Raw genomic sequence first — 25284 nt, 5'->3', positions numbered from 1 at the left:
GCTAACGCAATCGGACATTCGTATGGTTGAAACCTGGGAGCTACGTGCACGGTTCGCAGCGGCCCTCGCCAAGATGTATGGCGACGAGGTCCCCGCTTACAACACCTTGGTAGATGTAACGATGCAGGTGAACCGTGATTTTGCCGCCGAACATCCGGATTCTGCGGAGCGCCTGGGCAGCCTGGCGAGAGTCAGCGCCGAGCGTCACGGCGCCATCAGACTGGGGACTCTCGACGAACTACGTGACGTAGCCACCGTCTTCGGCGGATTCGGTATGTTTCCGGTCGGCTATTACGACCTCCGGCTCACCGACTCCCCCATTCCCGTTGTCTCGACGGCATTTCGCCCCACCGATCCCGCCGAACTCGCCCGGAACCCGTTCCGCGTTTTCACCTCGGTGCTGACCAGTTCCGATTCCAGGTTCTTCGACACCGACCTCGAGCGTCGGATCACCAGGTTCCTGCGTCGCCGGACCCTGTTCTCTCCCGAACTTCTGCAGTGGGCACGGCAATCGAGTCGCGAGGGCGGGCTGACGGAGCCCGAGGCGACACAGTTCGTCGATGCAGCGACCTCGGCGTTTCGGCTCGGCACCGATCCCATCGACGCGGGCTGGTACCGCGAACTCGCCGCAATCTCGCCGGTCGCTGCAGACATTGCGGGGCAGGGCTCGACCCACGTCAATCACCTCACCCCGCGAGTGCTCGACATCGACGAGTTGTACCGCCGCATGACCGAGCGCGGTATCACCATGATCGACCGCATCCAAGGCCCGCCGAGATGGAGCGGACCACCACTACTTCTGCGGCAGACGTCGTTTCGTGCATTGGCCGAAGACAGACTCTTCCGTCAGCACGACGGATCGGTCACCACTGAGCCCGTCCGCGTCAGATTCGGCGAGGTGGAGGCACGCGGAATCGCGTTGACCCGCAGCGGGCGAGCGATCTACGACCGACTGATCGCCACGCCCGAGGACGCCGATTGGGACAGCGAATTTCCGCACTCCGAAAGCGAACTCGATGCCGCGGGGTTGGCGTACTTCACGTACCGAAACGAAGGAACTGTTGTCGTCCGCGACCCGATCGTCTACGAGGACTTCCTACCTGCCTCCGCGGCCGGGATCTTCGCATCCAATCTCGATTCCGTGACCGGATTCGTTTCCGATGCGCCCGGCGCCGAATACGGGCAGGATCGATTGGAGGGCGCCATCGACCGCACCATCGAAGATCCGTTCGAGCTGTACCGCGCACAACAAGAGGCGTCACGTGCCGTGCTGCCTCCCGCCCACAACAACAGAGGACTCCCCAGTGAACCTGCCTGATTCTTCGAGCCTCGCCGATCGCGCCGAAAGCGCCCTTGCCGCGTGCGGTGTCGAGTGGCCCGCCGGCGACCTGAGCGCACGAACCCCCATCACCGGTACGCAACTGCGTACCGTTCGGCAGCACTCCGGTAGAGAAGTCGACGACGCCGTCGACGCGGCGCATCGCGCGTTCCTCACCTGGCGCACCGTCCCCGCTCCGGCGCGCGGCGCGGTCGTGCGCCGGCTGGGCAGCCTACTGACCGAGCACAAGGATGACCTCGCGGAAATCGTGACGTTGGAGGCCGGGAAGGTCACCTCGGAGGCTCTCGGCGAGGTACAGGAGATGATCGATATCTGCGAGTTCGCCGTCGGTCTCTCCCGGCAGCTCTACGGACGCACCATGCCGTCCGAGCGTCCCGGACACCGGTTGACGGAAACGTGGCACCCTCTCGGCGTTGTCGGAGTCATCTCCGCGTTCAACTTTCCCGTCGCGGTGTGGTCGTGGAATACCGCCATCGCTCTCGTGTGCGGTGACGCCGTCGTCTGGAAGCCTTCGGAGACCACGCCGCTGACTGCGCTGGCATGTGACGCCCTCCTCCGACGCGCCCTCGCCGACTGTGATGCACCGATCGACGTGCACCAGTTGATCATCGGCGGACGCGATGTCGGTGAGGCCTTGGTGGTCAACCCACTGGTGGCCTTGGTCAGCGCCACCGGTTCCGTGCGGATGGGCCGCGCGGTGGCTCCGCGGGTCGCCGAACGCTTCGGGCGAAGCCTCCTCGAGTTGGGTGGCAACAACGCCGCAGTCGTCACACCGTCGGCAGATCTCGAGCTTGCCGTACGCGGAATCGTGTTCTCCGCCGCCGGAACTGCGGGGCAGCGGTGCACCTCACTTCGTCGGCTCATCGTGCACGAGTCGATCGCCGATCACGTCGTCGAGCGCGTTGCGGCCGCGTACGCACAGCTCGAGGTCGGCAGTCCCTTCGATTCCGGTGTTCTGGTCGGGCCGCTGATCAACGAAGCCGCGTTCGAGACGATGCAGAAATCGCTCTCGGCCGCACGCGCGGACGGCGGAACTGTGGTGTGTGGCGGGGACCGCGTCGGCGATTCCGGGTTCTACGTGACACCTGCCCTCGTTCGTATGCCCGCACAGACCGAGGTGGTGCGGGCGGAGACTTTTGCACCCATCCTCTACGTCTTGACCTACACCGACTTCGACGACGCCATTGCGCTGCACAACGGCGTGCCTCAAGGACTTTCGTCCTCGATCTTCACACTCGATCAGCGAGAAGCAGAGCGCTTCCTCGCCGCCGACGGCTCCGATTGCGGCATCGCGAACGTGAACATCGGAACGTCCGGTGCGGAGATCGGCGGCGCATTCGGCGGGGAGAAGGAGACTGGCGGCGGACGCGAGTCGGGTTCGGATTCGTGGAAGGCATACATGCGCCGAGCCACCAATACCGTCAATTACTCGGACCAGCTTCCGCTGGCTCAAGGGGTCGAGTTCGGCTGAACACCTGCCGGGCGAAATCGGTGATCGCGTCGATCAACTCCGGGAGCGCCGACAACTGCGGTGCATGGTCGGTGCCCAGGCTGACCACCTGGGCACCGGGGACAAGTCTCTGCATGGCGCGTTGAGCCTCGATCGGCACGGTTCGATCCAGCGTGCATTCGACATACAACCTCGGCACGGTTCCGAATCGCTCTTCCGTCCAGACCGGTGCCATCAGGCGGGCTGACTCCAGTTGTGGAACGAGCATGCGCGCGGCGAAGATCGCATCAGCCACCGGCGCTTCGTGGAAGAACACAGCGGCACCGGCTTCGGGCGGAACAGTCGTCGCATCCCCGTCGTCGGCGGGAACCAACCAACGTGAGATCCCGACCGGACTTTCCAGACCGAGTTCGATGCAGAGCATCCCGAAGTCCGTCTGCGATGGAAGCATCATCCCTGCGACGTACACAAGACCCGTTACCCGCGAAGGCAGCAACTCAGCCACCTGTGAGGCCACGATGCCACCGCCGGAGTGACCGACGAGGGCGCACTGCCCGTCCAAGGACTCGACAACTGCCACAACATGTTCGGCAACGACATCGAGATCGATCACGTCGTCTGAGTTCCAACTTCCCGAGCCGGGAAGCTCCACCACAACAGGATTGAAGCCGGCCGATTTCAGTGGGCCACACACACGATCCCAGACCCACCCGCCGGCCCATGCTCCGTGGATCAGGACGATGTTCCGTGCACTCACTGCTTGACCTCGAGCTCTGCAGCCGAAAGTACCCGAGCCGCCTCACGACCTGCGGCGGCGTTGGACTTCCCCTGCCTCGACCCGGCCAATTTGGCCTTGATGTGATCGCGAACGGTAATGGGTTCGTACTCCAAGCCGGAGTCGTCCTGAAAACTCGGCAAGGTCGCAATCACCGCGTCGACGTTTCCGTCATGGAAGAAGGCCGCCGATCGCCGGCGCTTGATGGTGCCGTTCACCACCGGAGGCGCAACTCGGTGCAGCGTGGACATCCACCTGTCGTTGGTCAGTCGCGCGGTGAGATCCCCGAGGTTGACCAGTAGCGCGCCGTCGTGCGGCCAGACATCGTGCCAGCGTCGGTCGCTCCCGAGTACTTGCAAACCTTCGACCTGATCCGCCCACAGCACGGTGACCAGCCCGAAATCGGTATGTTCGCCCATCCCCTTCAACTCACCGTCCAACGTCACCGTCCCTTCGGGTAACGCGTAGTTGTTCATCCGCAGTACGTCGATGGAGTGGTCGGTGATCGACTCGAAGAATCCTGGGGTCAGCCCGAGCGCGTCTTCGAAAATGGTGGTCAGTGTGCGTGCCACCCGCTCGCCATGGGCGTAGTAATTCTCCACCCGCTCCGTGAAACCAGACACTGCGGGCCACAGGTTGATTCCGTAATCGTCCTCCGACAGTTCGAGTTCGGTGAATGATCGGGCTTCGGTTCCGACGTTGAAGGCCTCGAAAAAGTCGTTCATTCTGGTCGCGGATTCGACGCCGAGGCTCAGGCTCAGCGACTCACTCTTGGGCGGGCTGTACCCACGATTCGCGCCCTCGATTCGGTAGCCCGACTTCGTCTCCATCGGCAGCCCGAAGAAGTCGTCCATCGCTTCGGCGAGGCCGGAAGAAACAGCGGCCGGAACACCGTGGCCCCGAATCTGCATGAAACCTACAGTCCGACAAGCATGGTCGACTTCGGCAGCCACTCGCGCCTTGTCCTGGTCGGCACCACCGAGCACGTAAGGCGAGATGTCGACGACGGGCACTTCGAAGGGATCAGACTGGGACTGTGACACTGGCGTCTCCTGCAGAGCTGGTGGCGGGTTCAGATTTTGCAGTGGCATGGAGGCTCTCTCGCGATCGCCTCGCGAGTTCACCGAGTCGGGTGTGATTGAACAGCAGATTGAGCGAAAAGGCCGAGGCCGCAGCCAAGGTGATGCCGCTACCGAGGAGGATCTGAGCCGAGGAGGGGAATCGCTCGAACATCCCCTCCGCAAATTCCGGAAGAATACCGATCCCCACCGATACAGCGGCGATCGTGGTGTTGATCGGGTCGCTGAGATCGACCTTGCGCAGCGTGTTGATTCCGACCACGGCGACAGTGGAGAACAAGATGATTCCGACACCGCCGACCACCGGATCAGGCAGGGCTGCAACCACTTCACCCATTCGCGGGATGAGGCCGAGGACGATCAGAATGGCACCGCTGGTAGCGGTCACGTACCGGCTGTACACCCGGGTCGTGGCAACGGCGCCGACATTCTGCGAGAAAACGGTGTCGACAAAGGCATTGAAGATTCCGCCCAGAACTCCCGACATCCCGTCGGCCACCAGCCCTCGTGCGAGATCTGCTTTCTTCAAAGGCTTTCCGGTGATCTCGCTGACCGCCAGCATGCTCGCCGTCGACTCTGCGAAGACGACTGCCATGACGATACTCATCGCCACCACGGCGGTGACGGGAAACTCCGGAGCGCCGAAGTGGAACGGCATCGGGAAGCCCACCCAGGCCGAGCCGCCGACGCCACTCAGATCGATCAGGCCCATCGGGATGGCGATCACGGTGCCGATCACAAGCGCCATCAGTACACCGAGCTGCGTCCACATCCCGCGGCCGAGGCAGATGAAGGCCACCGCGACCACAACGACTGCGGCAGCCAGCGCCAGATTCTTCGGGTCGGCGAACGACGGGGAGGTGGGGTCGTTTCCGACGATCAGTCCTCCTGCGACACCGATCAACGAGATGCCGATCACTGTGAGGACGACGCCGGTAACCAGGGGTGGGAAGTATCGGACGATCGTGGCGAACGGCACGGCCAACGCAATGCCGACTACGCCACCGACCAGCATGGACCCGTACACCGCCTGCAGGCCGTACTCCTTGGCGATCAGAATCATCGGCGTCAGCCCGGCGAAGGTCGCCCCGCAGACGATCGGCAGCCGGACACCGGCGACCTTCCCGACGCCCAGGCTCTGAATGATCGTGATGATGCCTGCAACGAGCAAGTCCGCGCTGATCAGCATCGCGACTGTGCTGCGGTCCAGCCCTACGGCGGCACCGAAAACCAGCGGAACCGTGATGCAGCCGGTGTACATGATGAGGACGTGCTGAAGAGCAAAAGCAGACTGGCGGGCAAATGGGAGCCGCTGGTCGACAGGATGGATGGCCATGCGCCGATCTCCGTCCGAAGCTGGAAGTGTTTCGTGTACGGGACTATTCAGCACGTCGATAATTTCTTACCGTGGTCGAATTTGTTTCGTCTGTGTAATCAAAACTTTCACCAGAGCACTGCTATCTTCGGCACATGGACGACGACCAGAAGGCGATAGCGACCGCAATCGGGGCTGCCGTGCGGACGGCACGAAAAGAAGCCGGACTGACGTTGCGCGAGGTTGCCGTGAAGTCGGGCTTGTCCCAGCCCTTCCTGAGCCAGACCGAAAACGGCCACGCAGTACCCAGTGTCATGAACCTTCATCGCCTCGCGCAATCGCTCGGCACCACGGCGCACGCACTCTTGGCACAGGGTGAGCGAACTCCGTCCAGCCTCGTCCGCGCCGGCGAGGGGCGAACCTTCGAACTGGCACACGATTCGGTGATTCGATTCTGCTCCACCGGCTCACGGACCATGGAACCCAACGAGATCACGGCAGCACCTCATTCCGAGGCAGGTGAGCACACCGAGCACGCCGGCGAAGAGTTCATTCATGTTCTCGAAGGATCTGTCGAGGTCGAGGTGGGACTGGACGAGCATCACGTTCTTCACGTAGGCGACACCCTCCTCTACACCTCGACCATCCCGCACCGGTGGTTCAATCGCACCGATGCGGTCGCGAGGTTCCTCATCGTGAGTTCGCCGCCCTCGTTCTAGATGCGCGGCTGTAGTTCCACACCACAACCCCCGGCTCACGGCTTACCCTGACAGCGTGACCATGTGGCCGGAACTTGCGCGCGAAATCGCCGATACCGTTCTGTTTCCCGTCGCCGACAGCGTCGACGCCGACGGAGAAATCCCCAGCAGCCATTTCGACGCGCTCGCCGCCGACGGCTTCTACGGCATCGCCGCCCTCGGTGAGGGTGGCCCCAGCAGCGAAGAACTGGTCGAGGTCCTCGAAACCTTGTGCGGCGGTTGCCTCGCGACGACGTTCACCTGGATGCAGCATCACGGCGTCGTCGGAGCCCTGGCGGCGAGTCCCAATGCACCTCTGCGCGAACAATACTGGGACGGTCTGGTTTCCGGCACGATTCGCGGTGGGGTTGCCTATGCCGGCGCCATCCCCCGCCCACCGCTCCTGTGGGCGAAGCGGGTGAACGACGGCTACGTCCTCGACGGGATCGCCCCCTTCGTCACCGGTTGGGGCATCGTCGATGTTCTCTTGGTGTCGGCGCGCGACGAGTTCGACAATTCCATCGTTCATTCCGTCGTACCGGTAGGCGAGGCCCCGGGTCTGACGATCGAGGAGCTTCCACTGATCGCGGCGCGCGGGAGCAACACCGTCCGAATCGTGTTCGACGCTTTCGAAATTCCCGATACCGACGTCTGTGCTGTCGTCAGCGACGAACAATTCCAGAGCACCCAGCTCCCCGGCTTGTGGCTCAACGGCGCGATGGCCATGGGCATCACCCGCCGCGCTGTCACCGAACTTGCGGATCTGGGAGTCGACACCGACGCGTTCGAGGAACAAGCCACCCGGGCGCGCGCCGATCTCGATGCAGCACTGCGCGACGGCGGCGACATGTCGGCCGCCCGCGCCCGAGCGTCGGAACTTGCGATACGCGCGTCGGCCGCACTCGTGACTGCGACCGGAAGCCGCGCTCTGGTCGGCAGCAACACCCCCGAGCGGCTCATGCGTGAAGCCACCTTCACTCTTGTCGCGGCTGGTCGCCCGGAGATCAAAACAGCTCTCGTGGAACGACTCAGCGGATACTGAGTACGCACGGTTGTACTCGATTACGCTGGGGCTCATGACCAGTGGAGAACCAGTACTCATCCCGGCCGGAACCGTGTTCACGCCGGAGGACCTGACGTTCTATGCCGATCGCGACTCCCGCAGTCTCGACGACGCCATCGCCGAAGCCGACCTTCTTGTCAGTTGCCCACACTCGGGTTCCGCGATTCCAGCAGAACTCTCACGTTTTCTCGCACCCGAGTTCACACAGCGGCTGCAGTTCGACTTCACCGACATGTCCACCAGTCCCATCGTGCGCCGTTGGGCCGAAATCGATTCGCGCATCGTGTACGTGGAGAATCCGCACCCTCGCATGATTCGCGATCCCAACCGTGCGAAGCCCGAAAACCTGGAAGCGTCACTGCGCGAAGCATTCGCCCGCGTCCACGAGGCCGGTGCCGGCAACAAAGCGGACCTCACCGGCGTCGACGCAGTTCGCCCTGTCACCTTCTCGTTCTACCCCCTGCTGCTCGAGCCGACCGACGACGCGGGTTGGAAGGACCTCGCCGAGACCTTCACCGAGACAGCTAAACACGGTTTGGGCGTCTACGAGAGAACTCGCGACGCACTGATCGAAGCCATGGTGGCGAAGAGCTTCGAACTCGGTCGATCGTTCACGACCTTGTCGTTCCACGACACGATGAACCACACCACCCGGCAGGACGGCGCCGTCAATGTCGAACGGCCGGAAGCAGATCGGCTCCCCGACGTCGTCGCACTCTCCAATCGTGGCGATCACGACGGTAATCGACGCGGCGACAATCCCGTGACGATGGATCCGGAGCTCATTCGCACACTGGCGGTCTCACATCGCAAGGGATTTCAGGTCGACGATCCGGATGCCGTCGCTCTCAATCAGCCGTACCTCGGCAGTTTCGAAATCATTCGAGCCGGAGCCAGATTCGCCGAATTGAGCGCCCGCGCCGCCGAAGCCGGGATCACGTTGAGCGCGGTTCAGGCCGAATTCAAACGAGAATTCCTACTGGGAGACGAACTGGCCGCCTACATCATGGAACCCGGCGTCGACTGGCCTACACCCGACGCCGAACGGGTGGACCAGCTCGCCCACGCGTGCAAGGCGAGCTGGGACCACTACCGCAACAGCTGACTCAGCGCTGTCACTCAGGGCTGACTCAGCCGCAATACTCAACCGAGCACCACTCCGAACAACGCGCCGGCCGCAATCGTCGTGACGGCCAAGATGATGGTCGGCAGGAAGAACGAGTGGTCGACGAGCTTGGAACCGAGCTTCGTGCTGCCCGAGAGGTCGAAGTTCGCAGCCGCGATCTGCGAACCGTTTGTCGGCAACAGATAGACGCCGGCAAACGCTCCGGCCCACATTCCGCTCACCAGACCGGGTGCAATCCCGGCAGCGAGACCGATCGGCACGATGGTCCTCGTAGCGGTCGACTGACTGGTCGTCAGTACACAGACCAGGAAGACACCGAGCGCGAAGATCCACGGCGCGGCGTTGACCCAGTCGCCGACGGTGCTCGTGATCAGCTCGGAATGGGCGCTGATGAACGTGTCCGTCAGCCATGCCAGACCGAACAGCGCGATGGCCGAGACCATACCGGCACGGAACACCGTCGACGACGGCACGTCGGCGACATTCGGGCGGCACACCAGCAGGATCAACGTACCCACGACGAACATCAGCATTTCGATGATCGGTGTCATCCCCATCGGAGTACCGTCGGCAGCTTCGGGACGAATCCCCTTGAACAGGCCGAAGATCACGATAGCCAGGACGCCGGCGAGGAAGATCAGTGCCGCGTTTCGTCCGGTCTTCGTCGAGACGAGTTCGGTCTTGGAGGCTGCACCAGGTCCGGCCAATTCGCCCGACTTCATCTTCGCCTGTATCTCCGGGTCGTCGTCGAGATCTTTGCCGAGTCGGTTGACCGCGATGGAGGAAAGGACGATGCCGACAACAGCAGCCGGGAAGGTGATCTTGATGATGTCGATGAGTTCGAAATCGTAAGGCGGCACGTCGGTCAGCGTGACCATTGCCGCCATTGCCGCGGACACCGGACTACACGCCAGCGCCACACCGGTCGAGACAACTGACAGCGACAGCGGTCGTGACGGCCGCACACCGTTCTTGTACGAGACGTCGTAGATGACGGGGAGCAGTGGGTAGAGGATGTTGGACGTGCCGGCACCGACCGAGAACAGGAATGACACCAACGGCGCGATCAGCGTGATCTGTTTCGGGCGAGATTCGATCAACTTGGCCGCGATGGTGACCATCCAGTCGATACCACCGGCCGCCTGCATCATCGACGACGCGAGGACGACGGACAGGACGATGAGGAGAGCGTCGACCGGCGGACTGCCGACGTCCTCTCCGAAGACGAACACGAGGACGGCAACACCTGCGCCGCCCCACAGACCGAGAGCGACACCGCTCGATCTGGTACCCATGACAATCGCCCCGAGCACTACCGCCAGCTCGAGGACAATCTTGACTGCTTCCATCAGGCACTCGCCTTCTCGATAACAAGAGAATCGCTATAACAGGGCAAATAGTATGCTCTGCGCTTCGGCTGCAGGCACGAACACGCTGTCGGTGGGAAGGGGCAATATGGTGGTCGTGACCAACGTCCTCGGTAGGTTCTCGCCCGCCACACGCGAGTGGTTCGGCGGGGCTTTCAGCGCGCCGACTGCTGCGCAGCTCGGTGCCTGGGAATCCATCGCGAGTGGCTCTCACACTCTTGTCGTCGCACCCACCGGCTCCGGCAAGACATTGTCGGCGTTCCTGTGGGCGCTCGATCAACTCGCCGCCAAGGACGAAGGCGAACGCGCCACCAAAGTCCTCTACATTTCGCCGCTCAAAGCGCTGGGTGTGGACGTCGAGCGGAACCTTCGCGCGCCGCTGGTCGGCATCACGCAGACGGCGAAGCGTCTGGGCCTCACCCCGCCCGAGATCACCGTCGGTGTCCGTTCCGGCGATACGTCCCAGGCCGATCGACGCTCGTTGATCAAACGTCCTCCGGACATCCTGATCACCACGCCTGAGTCGTTGTTCCTGATGCTCACCTCCGCTGCCCGGGAAACACTGGTCGGTGTCGACACCGTGATCGTCGACGAGGTTCACGCGGTGGCGGGTACCAAGCGTGGCTCGCACCTTGCGCTCTCACTGGAACGCCTGGACGGCTTGCTCGAGCGTCCGGCGCAACGCATCGGATTGTCGGCCACTGTCCGTCCGCACGAGGAGATCGGGCGGTTCCTCGCCGGTTCGGCACCGATCCGAATCGTGGCACCGCCTGCCGCCAAGACATTCGACCTCACGGTCCGTGTTCCCGTCGAGGACATGACCGAACTGGGGATCGCGACGCCGGACGACGGTTCCGAATCTCCCACCCCGCAAGCCGGTTCGATCTGGCCCCACGTCGAGGAACAGATCGTCGACCTCGTTCTCGACCACCGATCGTCCATCGTGTTCGCCAACTCTCGCCGCCTCGCCGAACGATTGACAGCCAGGCTCAACGAGATTCATGCAGAACGCATCGGTCTGGCCGTCGAGAAAACATCTCGCCCGCCCGCGCAGATCGGGGCTCCCACCGAGGTCAACTACGGCGCAGAACCCCTCCTTGCTCGCGCCCACCACGGATCGGTCAGCAAAGACCAGCGAGCCCTCATCGAAGACGACCTCAAATCGGGTCGATTGCGATGCGTCGTCGCCACCAGCAGTCTCGAACTCGGAATCGACATGGGCGCCGTCGACTTGGTCATCCAGGTGGAGGCACCGCCTTCTGTTGCCAGCGGCCTGCAACGTGTCGGTCGCGCCGGCCACCAGGTCGGCGAGATATCGCGAGGCGTCGTCTTCCCCAAGCATCGCACCGACCTGATTCATTGCGCGGTGACCGTCGAGCGCATGGTCGAAGGCAAGATCGAAGCGATGGCCGTGCCGGCCAATCCCCTCGACATCCTCGCTCAGCAAACTGTTGCGGCCACCGCTCTCGAACCGATCGACGTCGACGACTGGTTCGAGACGGTGCGCCGAAGCGGTTCCTTTGCAACGCTTCCCCGTTCGGCGTACGAATCGTCTCTGGACTTGCTGGCGGGGCGGTACCCCTCGGACGAGTTCGCCGAATTACGTCCTCGCCTTGTCTGGGATCGTGAGTCCAACACGCTCACGGGCCGCCCGGGTTCGCAGCGTTTGGCCGTCACTTCCGGCGGCGCAATCCCCGACCGCGGCCTCTTCACCGTCTACATGGTTGGCGAGAAAGCGTCCCGCGTCGGCGAACTCGACGAGGAAATGGTCTACGAATCCCGGGTCGGTGACGTCTTTGCGCTCGGCGCCACCAGTTGGCGGATCGAGGAGATCACCTTCGATCGGGTTCTGGTCAGCCCCGCCTACGGCATGCCGGGTCGTTTGCCCTTCTGGCACGGCGACGGACTCGGTCGCCCCGCCGAACTCGGACAGGCGTTGGGGCAGTTCGTCCGCGAAACGGCTCTCGGCAACGAAGCCGACGTCGTCGAGCGTTGCCGCGTGGGCGGGCTCGATCACAACGCGACTACCAACCTGATCCAACTCGTCGGTGAGCAGAAGAATGCCACCGGGCAGGTGCCGTCGGATCGAACCCTGGTGGTCGAACGCTTCCGCGACGAACTCGGTGACTGGCGTCTGGTGCTGCATTCCCCGTACGGCCAACGGGTTCACGCACCGTGGGCCCTCGCCATCGGGGCGCGCCTGCAGGAACGATACGGCGTCGATTCCAGCCCGACGGCCTCCGACGACGGCATCATCATCCGACTCCCCGACACCGAGAACGAACCTCCCGGCGCCGAACTGTTCACCTTCGACGTCGAGGACATCGAAGATCTGGTCACCCAGGAGGTGGGCGGCTCCGCGCTCTTCGCTTCCCGATTCCGCGAATGTGCCGCCCGCGCACTGCTTCTCCCCCGCCGCAATCCCGGAAAACGTGCACCACTGTGGCAGCAGCGTCAGCGGTCGGCGCAACTGCTGGACGTCGCCCGCAAGTTCCCGACCTTCCCGATCCTGCTCGAGACCGTACGCGAGTGCTTGCAGGACGTTTACGACCTGCCTGCACTGAAGGAATTGTTCGGCAAGATCGAGAAAAGGCAGATTCGAATCGTCGAGGTGGAGACGGCCTCTCCGTCTCCGTTCGCCAGTGCGCTCCTGTTCAACTACGTGGGTGCGTTCATGTACGAGGGCGACAGCCCCCTCGCCGAGCGACGCGCCGCCGCTTTGTCCTTGGACTCCACGCTGTTGGCCGAACTCCTCGGCCGCGTCGAACTGCGCGAGCTCCTCGACGCCGGAGTGATCGAGCAGGCCGAACGTGAACTGCAACGGCTCGTCCCTGACCGAAAGGCCAAGGACCTCGAGGGTGTTGCCGACCTCCTCCGCATGCTCGGCCCGCTGACCACCGAAGAAGTCACCGAACGCTGTCTCGAGGACCCGGTCTCATGGCTCGAGAAGTTGGTTACGGACAAACGCGCCCTCCACGTCTCGTATGCGGGCGAGAGCTGGTGGACCGTCGTCGAAGATGCAGCGCGGCTTCGCGATGGACTCGGCGTTCCCCTACCCATCGGCGTTCCGGCCGCGTTCATCGAGCCGGTCGATCAACCACTCGACGACCTCCTGAGCCGGTACGCCCGCACCCACGGTCCCTTCACTCTCGCCGACGCGGCTGCACGCTTCGGTCTCGGAGTATCAGTCGCGCGTGACGTTCTCGGTCGGCTCGCGCTCGAAAAGCGGGTCCTGGAAGGTGAATTCCGCCCGTCTGCAACCGGGAGCGAATGGTGCGACGCCGAGGTCCTGCGTCGCTTGCGGCGTCGCTCGCTCGCCGCGGCACGGCAGGAGGTCGAGCCGGTCAGCACCGCGACCCTCGGGCGATTCCTTCCCAGTTGGCAGCACGTGGGCGGCACGCTGCGAGGAATCGACGGTGTTGCAACGGTGGTCGATCAACTTGCCGGCGTTCCGATTCCGGCGTCCGCTCTCGAATCGTTGATCCTGCCGAGCCGAGTTGCCGACTACTCTCCCGCGATGTTGGACGAACTCACGTCGACGGGTGAAGTCCTGTGGTCCGGATCGGGAGCTATCTCGGGCAAGGACGGGTGGGTAGTGCTGCACCCCGCCGACCTGGCACCGATCACGCTCAATTCACCCGCCGACACCGACGTCTCGGAATTGCAGAAGCGCATCCTCGACCTGCTGTCCGGCGGCGGTGCCTACTTCTTCCGCCAGTTGGTCGACGCGTTGCGAACTACGGAGTCGGCTGCGGACACGGTCGACAGTGCGGTGACGACGGCACTGTGGGAGTTGGTGTGGCTCGGACACATCGGTAACGACACCGTTGCACCGCTGCGCGCACTTCTCTCCGACACCACCAGAACAACAACCAGTCACCGATCACCTCGCCGTGTTCCGCGGGCCCGTCCGTACCGCGGAATGGCCCGCGCTTCCACGCCCGCGCGCACGGGACCGGCAACTGCCTCCGGTCGGTGGTTCCAGCTGCCAGGTATCGAACCTGACCCCACTATCCGGGCGCACGCCACGGCTGATCTGCTGCTCGAACGATACGGCGTCGTCACCCGCGGTTCGGTGATGAGCGAGAACGTGCCGGGCGGTTTCGCGTTGATCTACAAGGTACTGAGCACGTTCGAGGACAACGGGCGCGCTCGACGCGGATACTTCGTGGACACCCTGGGCGGCGCTCAATTCTCCACGCCTCCCGTGGTGGACCGCTTGCGGACGTTCGGTGATTCCATCGAGGGGCGCCACACCTCCTCGGCTGCAGTCACTCTCGCGGCGTGCGATCCGGCAAACCCGTACGGCGCGGCGCTGCCGTGGCCGGCGTCGGGGGGCGAAGAGTCACCAGGACACCGACCCGGACGCAAAGCCGGCGCACTGGTAGTTCTGGTGGAGGGTGAGTTGGTTCTGTTCGTCGAGCGCGGCGGTCGCACGATCCTGACATTCACCGACGACGGCGGAACGTTGCGCCTGGCAGCACTGTCACTTGCTCAGAAGGTGACTTCTCGCGCCATCGACAAGTTGGTAGTGGAGAAGGTCGACGGAGAGACCATCCACGGCAACGATTTTGCTCCGGTCCTGGTCGAAGCCGGCTTCGCGGCCACCCCTCGCGGATTCAGGTTGCGGTCATGAGGATTGGGGTCATGATGATTGGGATCGTGGCAGTTGAGATCCTGAAGTGTGGGTGCGGCGACCATGCCTGAGGGCGATACCGTGTGGCGGGCCGCCAATGAACTGCGCGCTGCCCTGGCCGAGAAGGTACTCACCACCTGCGACGTCCGCGTTCCTCGTTACGCCACGGTTGATCTCTCGGGCCACCGCGTGGATTCCGTCGCGAGCCGCGGAAAACATCTCCTGATCCGAGTGGGCGAAGCGTCCATTCACACGCATCTGAAGATGGAAGGTCAGTGGCAGATTTATCGCCCCGGCGAGCGCTGGCGCCGACCCGCCCATCAAGCGCGCATCCTCTTGGCCACCGAAGACTCTGTAGCAGTTGGCTTTTCACTGGGAATCACCGAGATCCTCGAACTCGGGCAGGAACAGGAGGCCGTCGGACATCTCGGACCGGATCTGCTCGGGACCGATTGGGACAGTTCCGTGGCCGCCCGAAATCTTCGGGCTGCCGACTCCGTACCGATCGGAATCGCGCTCCTGGATCAGCGGGTGATGGCCGGACTGGGCAACGCGTACCGAAACGAGATCTGCTTCCTACGAGGTATTCACCCGAAAACGCCGACACATCTCGCGGGGAATCTCGACGCGATAGTGGATCTGTCTTTTCGCACCATCAACGTCAACAAGTCACGTCGCATCCGGGTCACCACCGGCGACACCCGCCCCGGTAGGCAGACATGGGTGTACGGCAGACGCGGAAAACCATGCCGCCGTTGCGGAACTCGCATCACAGAAGACACCCTCGGACCGGATCAGCTCACCGAGCGAAATATCTTCTTCTGCCCGGCCTGCCAGCCCTTCACGCCTGGTTAGCGTTGATCAGCAGCCTGACGCAGTGGCGGACGAATCGTTCACGGTCCACGACGATCGTGCCGTCCAGATAACCGATGAACAGTGTGAACAACGCCCCGACCAGCCCGACTGCCACCAGCTGCTTGTCCACGGGATCAGCGATCTCGGACAACTGGTCGTACACCAGGTCGACGAACGCCGGCATCGATTCGATACCGCGGCCACTCAGGACGGGTTCCGAGAGCGGGGCGATCAGGAGCACTCTCCCCATCGCCGGATCGTCGACCATGAGCTTGACGAAAGCGTCGACCGCAGCGGTGGCGACGGCCTCGGATGCCGTCTCCGACTCCACTGCCGACGCAAGCGCCGACTGCGCGCGCTCGGCGACAAACGTGTGGACCGCGACAACGTACTGATCGCGATCGGTGAAGCTTTCGTAGAAGTACCGCTCGGTCAAACCGGCGGCCTTGCAGACCGCACGCACGTTGACGGCCGGACCGTCGACCGCACCGAGCAGTGTCACTCCGACGTCGAACAACGTCGCCTTTCGAGTGGCCCTGCGTTCTTCGATGCTCACAACTTCCCCACTTCGCCGACACTTGATCTTCAATGCACCCGGTATTCGATCCTTGACTACCGCTGTTGTCGATCCTAATCTGACAACATGCGTAGTCAACTTGACGACAGCAGCACCCCGGTTCCCCTCGGTCCGGATTCCCTGACGTGGAAGTATTTCGGCGACTGGCGCGGGATGCTGCAAGGCGTCTGGGCCGGTTCGATGCAGAACATGCACCCCGGCCTCGGCGCCGGAGTCGAGGAGCATTCACAATTCTTCGACGAGCGGTGGGAACGGCTGTACCGCTCGCTGTATCCCATTGCAGGCGTGGTCTTCGACGGCGATCGCGCGCAGCAGACAGCCGAAGAAGTCCGCGGCTATCACACACGAATCAAGGGCGTCGACAAGTTGGGGCGTCGATATCACGCACTCGATCCCGACACTTTCTACTGGGCGCACGCAACGTTCTTCATGGGCACCATCGTCACTGCCGAGAACTTCTCCGGTGGCTTGACCGAGGCCCAGAAACGTCAGCTCTTCACCGAGCACATTCAGTGGTACCGCCTGTACGGGATGAGCATGCGCCCTGTTCCCGAGACCTGGGAAGCATTTCAGGAGTACTGGGACCACATGTGCCGCAACGTACTCGAAGACAACAAGGCGACCCGCGACGTCCTCGACCTGTCGGGACTCGGCAAGCCCCCGTACATGACGTGGCTACCCGATCCGTTGTGGCGGCTCGCCCGAATCCCCCTCGCCCGCGGATTCGTGTGGCTGACGGTCGGAATGTACGACCAACCGGTTCGAGACCTACTCGGCTACTCGTGGACCAGTCGCGATCAGAAAATTCACAACGCTGTCGGCCGCACCGTCAACGCCGTCTTCCGTCTGGTGCCGTGGCGATACCGGTATCAGCCACGTGCTCGCGCGGGATGGGATCGAGCTGACGGCCGAATCCCCGCCGATGCACCACTGGTCCACACACCGGCGCGCAACCTGCCCCCGCTCGAGCAGCGAGATAACCCGATGCACTACAGCCCCAGGGTCTGATCTGCCATGCTCTGAACATGGAGTGGGACCTGCGAACCCTGCTGAACCGTCCGATCACGTCTCACGGTGCGCCGCTGGGACAAGAACGTGTGGCGGCGAGGACCACCGCGTACATCTACGGCAACATTCTTGTCCTCGCCGCACTCATACCGGTGACGAAATCTCAGGAATCGCTCGGCGCCGCGATTGTGGTCGGCACGGCATTGTCGACATACATTGCCCACACATTTGCCGAGGGCGTCGGCGAGAGCATTCGCAACGATCGCCGACTGACGACCGCGGAGAGAATCGACTCGCTTCGCGATTCCGTCCCGATCCTCACCTCTGCGGTTGTTCCTGTCGTCATTCTCGCGACGGCGTGGTTCAACTTCCTGGAGCCACGGACGGCGCAGTTGATCGCGGAAATCGTCTTGATCCTACGGATCGGTTCCACCAGTTACGTGATCAGCCGACTGCACGGCGAGAAAGTCAGTACGAACACACATCTGGCAGCCTTCGGCCTCGCTGCCGTCGCCACCCTCATAGTCGGGTTGAAGATAGTGCTCACTCATTGACGAGTCCCCCGATCGCGAATCCCCAGGCCTGAAGGGGTACTGCCGTTACCCGGCTGAGCAGTCACTCCCGCCGAACCCCCGGCCGCCGCTACCGTGGACGACATGAGCATCCCGAGTCTGAAACTGAACAACGGCGTCGACATCCCCGCGCTTGGCTTCGGCGTGTACCAGACGCCGCCGGACGAAACACTCGCCGCCGTCGAGTCCGCGCTATCGACGGGTTATCGCCATATCGACACTGCCGCGGCCTACGGCAACGAGAAGGGCGTCGGTGAGGCGATCCGGCGATCCGGACTCGATCGCGCGGACATCTTCGTCGAGACGAAGGTCTGGATCACCGACTACGGATACGACGAGACTCTGCATGCCTTCGACAAGAGCGCAGGCAAACTCGGTGTCGAACAACTCGACCTCCTGATCCTCCATCAGGCGTTGCCGAGCGAGTTCGAGCGCACGATCGACGCGTACAGGGCGTTGGAAACGCTTCTGGCCGACGGCAAGGTCCGCGCCATCGGAGTCAGTAACTTCATGCCGGATCACCTCACCCGACTCCTGGACGCAACGTCCGTGGTGCCGGCGGTCAACCAGATCGAGGTTCATCCGTACTTCAGGCAGTCGACTTTGCTCGAGGCCGACGCCGATCACGGGATTCTGTCTCAGGCATGGTCACCGATCGGCGGAATCACGTTCTACCGCGACGGCTCCCACGGCTCGACCCTCGAGGACGCCACCATCGGCGCCATCGCGACCGCTCACGGCAAGTCGCCTGCACAGGTGATGCTGCGTTGGCACCTCCAGCAGGGCCGCCAGGTGATCCCCAAGTCGGTGACTCCCTCGCGGATCGCGGAGAACTTCGACGTGTTCGACTTCGAACTCACCGCCGAAGAACTCTCCGCAATCGACGCACTCGACACCGGAGTTCGCGGCGGTCCCGAACCCGAGGTCATCACCCGCGAGAAGTTCGGAATCGAGATTCCCGAAGCCTGAACCCGGCAGCTTGAACAACACAGCAGCCCCAGTGATCTAGCTGGCGCTCCACCCGCCGTCGATGGTGTACGAAGCCCCCGTCACCATCGACGCCTCGGTCGATGCCAGCCACCCCACCAGCGATGCCACTTCCGCGGGCTCGACCATCCGTTTGATCGCGCTCTCGGTGAGCATCACCTTCTCGACAACCTCGGATTCACTGATTCCGTGAACCTTTGCCTGGTCGGAGATCTGGGATCGCACGAGTGGTGTCAGGACGTAGCCCGGATTGACACAGTTACTGGTGACACCGTGTGGGGCACCCTCGAGCGCAACAACTTTCGACAGGCCTTCGAGTCCGTGCTTTGCCGTGACGTACGCACTCTTGAATGCCGAAGCGCGGAGCCCGTGGACCGAGGAAATGTTGACGATGCGCCCGAATCCTTTGCGGTACATGTACGGCAGGGCCGCTCTGACCAGGAGGAACGGCGCTTCGACCATGAGGCGTTGAATCTTCCGGAAGTCCTCGACGTCGAAATCCTCGATGGGACTGACCCGTTGAATGCCGGCGTTGTTGACAAGTACGTCCGTCTCGAGTGCCAGATCCACGAGTTGGTCGGTGTCGAGGAGATCGACGGCCAACGCAGTGCCGTCGATCTCGTCGGCCAGCGCCTTCGCGGCGACGTCGTCGAGATCAGCGACGGTGACGTGGGCGCCGCGGGCGGCAAGGAGTCGAGCACACGCCTCGCCGATACCGCTGGCACCACCGGTGACCAGTGCCGTTTTGCCGGAGAGCGTCATGCGGAAACACCGGCCCGCTCGTCGGCGAGCACTCGTGCGTCGGCAGCATCGACGGACTCGAGCGAGATTCCCTTGGTCTCCCGCGCGAAAACGACTGCGACGATAGTGACCAGGGATGCCAGCAGGAGATAGATCGCGATGGGGACCGAGGAGTCGAACTTGCTCAGCAGTCCGGTCGCGATGATCGGAGCAAGTGAACCTGCCACAATCGACGTGACCTGATATCCCAGGGAGACACCGGAATAGCGCATCCGGGTTGGGAACATCTCGGCCATGATCGCGGGTTGGCCGGCGTACATGAACGCGTGGAACACAAGCCCGATGATGATTGCCGACAAGATGACTGCATTGTGCCCGCTGTTCATCATCGGAAAGGCGAAGAATCCCCATGTTCCGGCGGTGACGGCGCCGATCATGTACACCGGGCGTCGACCGATCGTGTCGGACAGTTTGCCTACCAACGGAATCACTGCGAAGTGCACGGCATGTGCCATCAGCATCCACCAGAGGATGTGCGCCGTGTCCGCATGAACGACGACCTTGAGGTAGGTGATCGAGAATGTCACCACAAGGTAGTACATGACGTTTTCGGCGAAACGCAGGCCCATCGCGGTCAACACTCCGCGCGGGTAACGCTTGACCACCTCGAAAACGCTGTACGAGGTTGCCTTGACCAGTTCTGCTTCCTTCTGCGCCGCAATGAAAATGGGAGCGTCGGTGACCTTGGTCCGAACGTAGTACCCGACCAGAACGATCACCGCGGAGAGCCAGAAGGCAACGCGCCAGCCCCAACTCATGAAGGATTCGTCCGAGAGCGTCGACGTCAGGATCAACAGCACGACAGTGGCCACCAGGTTGCCCATCGGTACGCCGGCCTGAGGCCAGGACGACCAGAACCCGCGAGATCGATTCGGGCTGTGCTCGGCGACAAGGAGTACCGCCCCTCCCCATTCGCCGCCGACAGCAAATCCTTGGATGAAGCGCAGCGTGACCAGCAGTGCCGGCGCCCAGTAGCCGATCTGACCGTAGGTCGGTAGGCAGCCCATCAAGAACGTTGCGGCGCCGACCAGCAGCAAACTGAACTGCAACAACTGCTTCCGGCCGAACTTGTCTCCGAAATATCCGAAGACGATTCCGCCGAGTGGCCGGGCGGCGAATCCGACGGCGTAGGTGATGAAAGCCGCGATGATCGCATCCAGCTCGTTGCCGCCGCCAGGAAAGAAGACTTTGCTGAAGACCAGAGTGGCCGCCGTGCCGTACAGAAAGAACTCGTACCACTCGACCACGGTGCCCGCCATCGAGGCGCCGACCACCTTCTTCAGCCCCGATGGTGGGGCTTGGCTCTCGGGTTTCGGCATGTTGTCGACACTCATCGTGGACTCCCTCGTCTTCAGTTCGCGATTCGCCTGCTCTTCACGATCAGGAATGTGACCGCTCGCACATTTTTTGTGACTCGATGAGTATCGGTGCAGATTCTTGGCACGACAATGACAAATCTCGCACCATACAGGTGCAAAAATGCAGATATGACACTCGGACTGAGCCCGGACGACCTACTGGTGCTTCTCGCGGTCGGTCGCACCGGCCGCTTCAACACCGCCGCCGACGACCTGGGCCTCAACCACACCACCATTTCGCGCCGCATCGCCTCGCTCGAGAAGAGCCTCGGCGGCCGTGTACTGGTCCGCTCGTCCGGCGGCTGGGAGTTGACCGACCTGGGCAGACAAGCCCTCAGCGCGGCCGAGCGCATCGAGGCCGCGGTGAACGAACTGGCACTCGACTCCACCGGTCAGCAGCAACTCGACGGCGTCGTGCGGGTCTCGGCCACCGACGGCTTCAGCGCATACATCGCGGCCCCCGCCGGCGCAGCGGTTCGCAGACGCCATCCTCGCGTGAGCGTGGAGATAGTCGTCGCGACCAGAAAGGCGTCGCAGATACGCTCGGGGCTCGACATCGAGGTTGTTGTCGGCAAACCTCAAGTTCACCGCGCCGAGGCCGTCCATCTGGCCGACTACGCGCTGGGTTTGTACGCCTCCCGAGAGTATCTACGTCAGAATGCAGTGCCCGAAAGCGCCGAAGAGCTGGCCGAACACTCGCTCGTGTATTTCATCGACTCGATGCTGCAGGTCGACGAACTCGATCTGGCCCGCAAGCTCACGGTTTCCATGCGCGAGGCCGTCACGTCCACCAACGTGTTCGTCCACATCGAGGCAACGCGCGCGGGTGCCGGCATCGGCCTGCTCCCCTGCTTCATGGCCGAGCAGCACGACGATCTGATTCGCGTGCTGCCGACTCACATCGAAGTCAGACTTTCGTACTGGTTGGTGGCTCGTTCTGAATCCTTGCGCCGACCGGAAGTCGCAGCGGTGGTGACGGCACTTCGAGAGACGGTGGATCGCAAGCGATCTCAACTCCTCGGCTCTCCCGGGGCGAACGAAGCGCTCAGTCCAGAGTCGAACGATGCTGGACGATGACCTTGCGCGCCAACTCGGCGATCTTGACGTTCATGTTCTGCGAGGTTCGCACCAGAATGTCGAAGGCCTCGTCGTCGGACACCCGATGCAATGCCATCAGCAGACCGACGGCCTGACCGATTTCGCGACTGCTCGCCAGACCTCGCCGCAGCGAGTCGGCATCCTCTCCTCGGTTCAGCGCGGTGACGGCCACGGATGCAAACGATGCCAACATGATCGCGTGGTCGGCAACAGTTTCCGTGAATGCTCCCGGAGTGTCGGAGAAGAGGTTGAGGGCACCGAACTTCTGACGATCGACCATCAGTCGGAACCCCATCGAGCCACGAATGGGTGTCTCTGCCACTACTTTCCGAGCGAACTCGGGCCACTGATTCGGAGTGCGAAGATCTGACTCGAGCTGCGGCGCCTCCGTGTCGAGGGCGTCGATGCACGGCCCCTCGCCAGTCGCACGTTCGAGATCGTCTGCATGCTCGGCGATCTCGTCGCTTGCCGCTACCGTGACGTTGGTGTTTCCCCGTCGCAGCATCAGGCTTGCGTGATCGCAACCGGGAATCAACTCGACAGCCGCCGAACAGATCGCGGAGTACACCTCGGCGCTGTCTGCGGCGGAGTAGAGGATCTCCGCCAACGCCGCGAACACTGCCGTGGGTTCTGTCAGTGCTTGGTCGCGCTCAGCCATCTCCATACACCTCGGGGTCTACCGTTCATCGAATTCTTCACCGAACGGTACAAACCTTACTTACTCGAGCGGATGGGGTCGCCGCCGCTCGCCGATTCCCGCCCGTCCGTCCCCTGAAAAGCTTCCGTGGCCGCGCGGTGATGCAGAGCCGTGACGGTGGTGATCTGCTTGGACACCAGGTCGTTGAGCTCGCGGTACTGCTCCTCCGTCTCCCCGGCCGGAATGTCTCTCAGGACCTCCCACATCGCACTCTTGCCGCACAGAGCGGTCCGCATGATCTCGAGAGTTGCCAGCTTCACGAGACGGTTGCGCCAGATGGCGTCGACATGGACGAGGCGCCTGATCCGATTGACCGTCGCGTCGATCTTGGAGTACCGCGGCAGAGATATGCCCTGGGTGTCCTCGATCAGTTGCAGCAGCTGCTCGATCTCGTACTCGAGCTCACCCGGCAACGAGTCCAGCTCACCGTCGGCCCACGCGCCGTACGAGTCCGAGAGTGACCGCGAGAGTTGCAGCCCTACCATCGCTCCGCACAGGTGAGTGACCAGATAAGCAGTGGCTATGTGTTCCTCAGCAGATCTCGACCGACTACCGAACATTGGGATCCTCCTGGGCGACGCTCGACCGGTCTGTGCTGACACGGGTGGTGATTCGACATCCGCCTACCCGCGACAGACCGAGAACAAACGACGGGCGACTCAGACCCGATCCGGCACCACGACGACGGGTTCGAGGATCTCGGCCCGAGACTCCGGCGCTGCGGCGCGCAAGGCGTCGGCCGACTCGTCGTCCGGCTGGGTCTGCGACTCGATCTCCGCTTCGACGCGCGCTCGGTACGTGTCGACCTCGCGCTCGACGGTGGCGGCATCCCAACCGAGAATCGGGGCAACCAATCCGGCAACCTGTTGCGCACAGTTGACACCACGATGCGGGTACTCGATTGCGATGCGCATGCGGCGAGCCAGGATGTCGTCGAGGTGCAATGCACCCTCGGCCGCGGCGGCGTACACAGCCTCGACCTGAAGGTAATCGGGGGCATCTGTGATGGGCTGCAACAACTCCGGCGTCTGTCGGCCGAGTTCGAGGACCTCCGTGATGAGTGAACCGTAGCGGTCGAGCAAGTGCTTGACGCGATACGGATGCAAGCCGTACTGCTCGCCCAGTTGCACAGTCTGATTGATCAACGCGAAGTATCCGTCGGCGCCGACGAGCGGCACCTTCTCCGTGATCGACGATGCCACTCGCGCCGGAATGTCTTCTGCTGCGACGTCGACGGCGTCTTCCGCCATGACCCGATACGTCGTGTACTTTCCACCGGCGATGGCGACCAGGCCTGGAGCCACACGGGCAACGGCGTGCTCGCGCGAGAGCTTCGACGTCTCGTCGCTCTCACCGGCAAGCAGCGGACGCAGGCCTGCGTAGACACCGTCGATGTCGGCGTGCGTCAGCGGCGTGACCAGAACGGAGTTCACGTGGCCGAGGATGTAGTCGATATCTGCTTTGGTTGCCGCTGGGTGAGCGAGATCCAAGTTCCAGTCGGTGTCCGTGGTGCCGATGATCCAGTGACTGCCCCACGGAATGACGAACAGCACCGATTTCTCGGTACGCAGGATGATGGCGGCTTCACTGACGATGCGATCGCGCGGGACGACGATGTGTACGCCCTTCGACGCTCGCACCCGGAACCGTCCGCGCTGACGTGAGAGGGCCTGGATTTCGTCCGTCCAGACACCGGTTGCATTGATGACGACGTGACCCTTGACCTCCGCGGTACGGCCGTCTTCGCAGTCGCGAACACGAACTCCCGAGACCCGGTCCGCTTCACGCAGAAATCCCACGACCTGCGTCGACGTTCGGACGACCGCGCCGTAGTGGGCGGCGGTCCGTGCAACGGTCATGGTGTGCCGAGCGTCGTCGACGACGGTGTCGTAGTACTGGATGCCACCGGTCAGTGAACTGCGCTTGAGGCTCGGCGACATGCGCAGTGCGCCCGCCCGCGTCAAGTGCTTCTGGGAGGGGACCGACTTGGCGCCGCCCATTCGGTCGTAGAGGAAGATTCCCGCGGCCATGTACGGGCGCTCCCACACGCGGTGAGCCAGAGGGAACAGGAACTTCAGCGGCTTGACCAGGTGCGGAGCGAGCGTGGTCAGCGAGAGCTCGCGCTCACGCAATGCTTCACGAACGAGGCCGAATTCGAGTTGCTCGAGATAGCGGAGACCGCCGTGGAACATCTTCGACGAGCGACTGGACGTACCGGATGCGTAGTCACGGGCCTCGACCAACGCAACCTTCAGCCCGCGGGTGGCCGCATCGAGGGCCGCTCCGACACCGACGACACCACCGCCCACCACGACGACGTCGAATTGCTCGGTCTGAAGTTGTTCCCAAGCAGCTTCGCGCTGCTGCGGGCCGAGAAACTGCGCACCTTGCTGCTTACTCAACCCGGTCTCCTGTAAGTCGACGACGAATCCGTTTACAGGCTA

Annotated in this window: 21 protein-coding genes; 11 read left to right on the top strand and 10 right to left on the bottom strand. The window is 63.0% G+C overall.

Annotation, left to right across the window (positions count from 1 at the left end; translation table 11 throughout):
* The first annotated feature begins 22 nt into the window (after positions 1–22).
* Both hglS and amaB read left to right on the top strand, forming a co-directional pair.
* A complete protein-coding gene (gene hglS, locus BH682_RS10410) occupies positions 23–1318 on the top strand; it encodes a 2-oxoadipate dioxygenase/decarboxylase (protein WP_075832827.1) in 1296 nt (431 codons plus the stop codon).
* Complete coding sequence (gene amaB / locus BH682_RS10405) at positions 1305–2810, top strand: L-piperidine-6-carboxylate dehydrogenase (protein WP_075832825.1); 1506 nt, start codon at positions 1305–1307, stop codon at positions 2808–2810. Before hglS ends, amaB begins: the two co-directional genes overlap by 14 nt.
* Here the strand turns inward: amaB and BH682_RS10400 are convergent.
* From BH682_RS10400 to BH682_RS10390, 3 genes are read right to left on the bottom strand one after another with little or no spacing between them, the layout of a single operon-like run.
* Positions 2761–3546, bottom strand: coding sequence for an alpha/beta fold hydrolase (locus tag BH682_RS10400; protein WP_075832823.1), 786 nt, complete (start codon positions 3544–3546; stop codon positions 2761–2763). The genes amaB and BH682_RS10400 overlap by 50 nt on opposite strands.
* A complete protein-coding gene (locus BH682_RS10395) occupies positions 3543–4607 on the bottom strand; it encodes an isopenicillin N synthase family dioxygenase (protein ID WP_042449601.1) in 1065 nt (354 codons plus the stop codon). Before BH682_RS10395 ends, BH682_RS10400 begins: the two co-directional genes overlap by 4 nt.
* Positions 4588–5979 (bottom strand): uracil-xanthine permease family protein, encoded by a 1392-nt coding sequence (locus BH682_RS10390; protein WP_075832821.1) that lies wholly within the window; start codon positions 5977–5979, stop codon positions 4588–4590. Before BH682_RS10390 ends, BH682_RS10395 begins: the two co-directional genes overlap by 20 nt.
* 134 nt (positions 5980–6113) lie before the next feature.
* Here BH682_RS10390 and BH682_RS10385 point away from each other — a divergent pair, with 134 nt between their 5' ends.
* From BH682_RS10385 to BH682_RS10375, 3 genes are read left to right on the top strand one after another with little or no spacing between them, the layout of a single operon-like run.
* On the top strand, positions 6114–6677 hold the full coding sequence (locus BH682_RS10385; RefSeq protein ID WP_007727247.1) for a helix-turn-helix domain-containing protein: 564 nt from the start codon (positions 6114–6116) through the stop codon (positions 6675–6677).
* A gap of 55 nt (positions 6678–6732) precedes the next feature.
* The gene (locus tag BH682_RS10380) at positions 6733–7737 is read left to right on the top strand and encodes an acyl-CoA dehydrogenase family protein (RefSeq protein ID WP_081377504.1); all 1005 of its coding nucleotides are present in this window, start codon (positions 6733–6735) and stop codon (positions 7735–7737) included.
* A gap of 34 nt (positions 7738–7771) precedes the next feature.
* Positions 7772–8863, top strand: a complete 1092-nt coding sequence (locus tag BH682_RS10375) for an N-formylglutamate amidohydrolase (RefSeq protein WP_075832819.1) — start codon at positions 7772–7774, stop codon at positions 8861–8863.
* A 38-nt stretch (positions 8864–8901) separates the two neighbouring features.
* On the opposite strand, the gene BH682_RS10370 is transcribed toward BH682_RS10375, so the two are convergent.
* Positions 8902–10233, bottom strand: coding sequence for an anaerobic C4-dicarboxylate transporter family protein (locus tag BH682_RS10370; RefSeq protein WP_003940851.1), 1332 nt, complete (start codon positions 10231–10233; stop codon positions 8902–8904).
* Positions 10234–10339: 106 nt separating this feature from the next.
* On the opposite strand from BH682_RS10370, the gene BH682_RS10365 reads away from it, so the two are divergent.
* Positions 10340–14887 carry an ATP-dependent helicase gene (locus BH682_RS10365; protein WP_075835231.1) on the top strand — a complete coding sequence of 1516 codons (4548 nt, stop codon included), beginning with the start codon at positions 10340–10342 and terminating at the stop codon, positions 14885–14887.
* Positions 14888–14950: 63 nt separating this feature from the next.
* The gene (locus BH682_RS10360) at positions 14951–15742 is read left to right on the top strand and encodes a DNA-formamidopyrimidine glycosylase family protein (RefSeq protein WP_075835229.1); all 792 of its coding nucleotides are present in this window, start codon (positions 14951–14953) and stop codon (positions 15740–15742) included.
* Here the strand turns inward: BH682_RS10360 and BH682_RS10355 are convergent.
* The gene (locus tag BH682_RS10355) at positions 15729–16298 is read right to left on the bottom strand and encodes a TetR/AcrR family transcriptional regulator (protein WP_003941028.1); all 570 of its coding nucleotides are present in this window, start codon (positions 16296–16298) and stop codon (positions 15729–15731) included. The genes BH682_RS10360 and BH682_RS10355 overlap by 14 nt on opposite strands.
* Positions 16299–16385: 87 nt before the next feature.
* Here BH682_RS10355 and BH682_RS10350 point away from each other — a divergent pair, with 87 nt between their 5' ends.
* The 3 genes from BH682_RS10350 to BH682_RS10340 all read left to right on the top strand — a co-directional run bounded on the left by BH682_RS10350 (position 16386) and on the right by BH682_RS10340 (position 18868).
* Positions 16386–17327, top strand: coding sequence for an oxygenase MpaB family protein (locus tag BH682_RS10350; RefSeq protein WP_042449607.1), 942 nt, complete (start codon positions 16386–16388; stop codon positions 17325–17327).
* A 17-nt stretch (positions 17328–17344) separates the two neighbouring features.
* Entirely contained in the window at positions 17345–17881 is a 537-nt protein-coding gene (locus BH682_RS10345; protein WP_003940745.1) for a hypothetical protein, read from the top strand.
* 102 nt (positions 17882–17983) lie between these two features.
* Positions 17984–18868: an aldo/keto reductase gene (locus tag BH682_RS10340; RefSeq protein ID WP_064689003.1), complete on the top strand. Its 885-nt coding sequence runs from the start codon at positions 17984–17986 to the stop codon at positions 18866–18868.
* A gap of 36 nt (positions 18869–18904) precedes the next feature.
* Here BH682_RS10340 and BH682_RS10335 read toward each other — a convergent pair whose 3' ends face one another.
* Both BH682_RS10335 and BH682_RS10330 read right to left on the bottom strand, forming a co-directional pair.
* Positions 18905–19648 (bottom strand): 3-hydroxybutyrate dehydrogenase, encoded by a 744-nt coding sequence (locus BH682_RS10335; protein ID WP_064688928.1) that lies wholly within the window; start codon positions 19646–19648, stop codon positions 18905–18907.
* Positions 19645–21021 (bottom strand): MFS transporter, encoded by a 1377-nt coding sequence (locus BH682_RS10330; protein WP_003940819.1) that lies wholly within the window; start codon positions 21019–21021, stop codon positions 19645–19647. The genes BH682_RS10335 and BH682_RS10330 overlap by 4 nt, the downstream gene beginning before the upstream one ends.
* 153 nt (positions 21022–21174) lie before the next feature.
* On the opposite strand from BH682_RS10330, the gene BH682_RS10325 reads away from it, so the two are divergent.
* A complete protein-coding gene (locus BH682_RS10325; protein ID WP_058039067.1) occupies positions 21175–22122 on the top strand; it encodes a LysR family transcriptional regulator in 948 nt (315 codons plus the stop codon).
* Here BH682_RS10325 and BH682_RS10320 read toward each other — a convergent pair.
* From BH682_RS10320 to BH682_RS10310, 3 genes are all read right to left on the bottom strand, one after another.
* Complete coding sequence (locus BH682_RS10320) at positions 22091–22807, bottom strand: GAF and ANTAR domain-containing protein (RefSeq protein WP_003940742.1); 717 nt, start codon at positions 22805–22807, stop codon at positions 22091–22093. The two genes, BH682_RS10325 and BH682_RS10320, sit on opposite strands and share 32 nt — an antisense overlap.
* 50 nt (positions 22808–22857) lie before the next feature.
* The gene (locus BH682_RS10315; RefSeq protein ID WP_003940921.1) at positions 22858–23400 is read right to left on the bottom strand and encodes a hypothetical protein; all 543 of its coding nucleotides are present in this window, start codon (positions 23398–23400) and stop codon (positions 22858–22860) included.
* 99 nt (positions 23401–23499) lie between these two features.
* Positions 23500–25242 carry a glycerol-3-phosphate dehydrogenase/oxidase gene (locus BH682_RS10310; RefSeq protein WP_003940825.1) on the bottom strand — a complete coding sequence of 581 codons (1743 nt, stop codon included), beginning with the start codon at positions 25240–25242 and terminating at the stop codon, positions 23500–23502.
* Positions 25243–25284: the final 42 nt, after the last annotated feature.

It is taken from the genome of Rhodococcus sp. YL-1 (assembly GCF_001942025.1).
GTDB lineage: Bacteria > Actinomycetota > Actinomycetes > Mycobacteriales > Mycobacteriaceae > Rhodococcus_F > Rhodococcus_F qingshengii.
Note: the sequence above shows the minus strand (reverse complement) of the source record. Positions and strands in the feature narration are given on the sequence as shown.